Source organism: Oleiphilus sp. HI0066, from assembly GCF_001635725.1.
This window is the reverse complement of the sequence record NZ_LWFH01000539.1, coordinates 1-1,178: the sequence shown is the minus strand read 5'-3', so window position 1 is coordinate 1,178 and position 1,178 is coordinate 1. Positions and strand designations below refer to the sequence as shown.

Below are 1,178 nucleotides of genomic sequence, written 5' to 3'. Positions count from 1 at the left end.
CGACTGCTGATGAAGAAAGCTCAATGGCGGGAGCGCGACTGATCGCTCAACAAGGTAAACTTCAAGCCCGAGCGGCAGTTATTGGGGAGCCAACAAGTATTCGACCTATTCGAATGCATAAAGGTATTCTCATGGAGGCGGTCGAATTTAGAGGTTGTTCTGGGCATTCTTCGAATCCAGACTTGGGGAATAGTGCCGTCAATGCAGTTCACGGATTTTTAGGAGAGCTTTTCGCATTTCGTTCGCGTTTGCAGGCAAACTATCAGAATGCGAATTTTGAAGTTTCGGGACCTACATTAAATGTCGGTGCAATACATGGGGGAGATAGCCCTAATCGGATTTGTGGACACTGTCAGATGAATTTTGATATCAGACCGCTTCCTGGGATGTCCGTTTCTTCACTTCATGCTGAGATAGATGCGTTAGTGAAACAGACAGGCTACAAATACAAGATCGATGTAAAACATCGCCATATGGTAGAGCCAGTTCCAGCCTTTGAAACGTCACGTGATGCGGAGCTAGTTAAAGCTTGTGAACGCTTAACTGGAGTTCCAGCAGAGGCGGTAGCTTTTGCAACGGAAGCCCCCTTCTTGAGTGGTATGGGAATGGAGACAGTTGTAATGGGCGCTGGATCAATTGATCAAGCTCATCAACCCAATGAGTTTCTTGCCGAGCAACAAGTTGGAGAAATGGCTAAGGTCCTTTCGTCGCTGATCAATAGTTATTGTATCGCGCAGCCTTAGTACGAGAGATAATAAAACATGCAAGATTGGATTAACTGGTTTCGTCACGCTTCACCTTATATCAATCAACACCGAAATCGCAGCATGGTTTTCGGCGTTTGTGGTGAGGCGATTGAGCATAAGAATTTTATTAACATCGTTCATGATATTGCTTTGCTATGTAGCCTAGGTATTCGTGTGGTGCTGGTCTTAGGAGCACGTCCTCAGATCGACAGAAATTTAATGTCGCGTGGTTTGAGTTCTGTTGTTGAGGAAAACCTTAGAGTTACGAGTAAGGAAGCACTTCCTAGCGTGCTCGAAGCATATGGCAAGGTAAGAAGTGAAGTAGAAGCCTTACTTTCTATTGGATTGGTCAACTCACCAATGCATGGCTCTTCGATTAAAGTGGTGAGTGGTAATTTCATTTCGGCGAAGCCTATGGGGGTCTTAAACGGC

The 1,178-nt window shown here is 45.4% G+C and carries 1 protein-coding gene and 1 pseudogene; both read left to right on the top strand.

The annotated features are described in order from the left end of the window. Positions 1-743: M20/M25/M40 family metallo-hydrolase (locus tag A3738_RS07295; protein ID WP_156504052.1), on the top strand; the 743-nt coding region annotated here is incomplete at its 5' end. A gap of 18 nt (positions 744-761) precedes the next feature. Beyond that, a pseudogene (locus A3738_RS07290) lies at positions 762-1,178 on the top strand (amino-acid N-acetyltransferase); the annotation flags it as partial.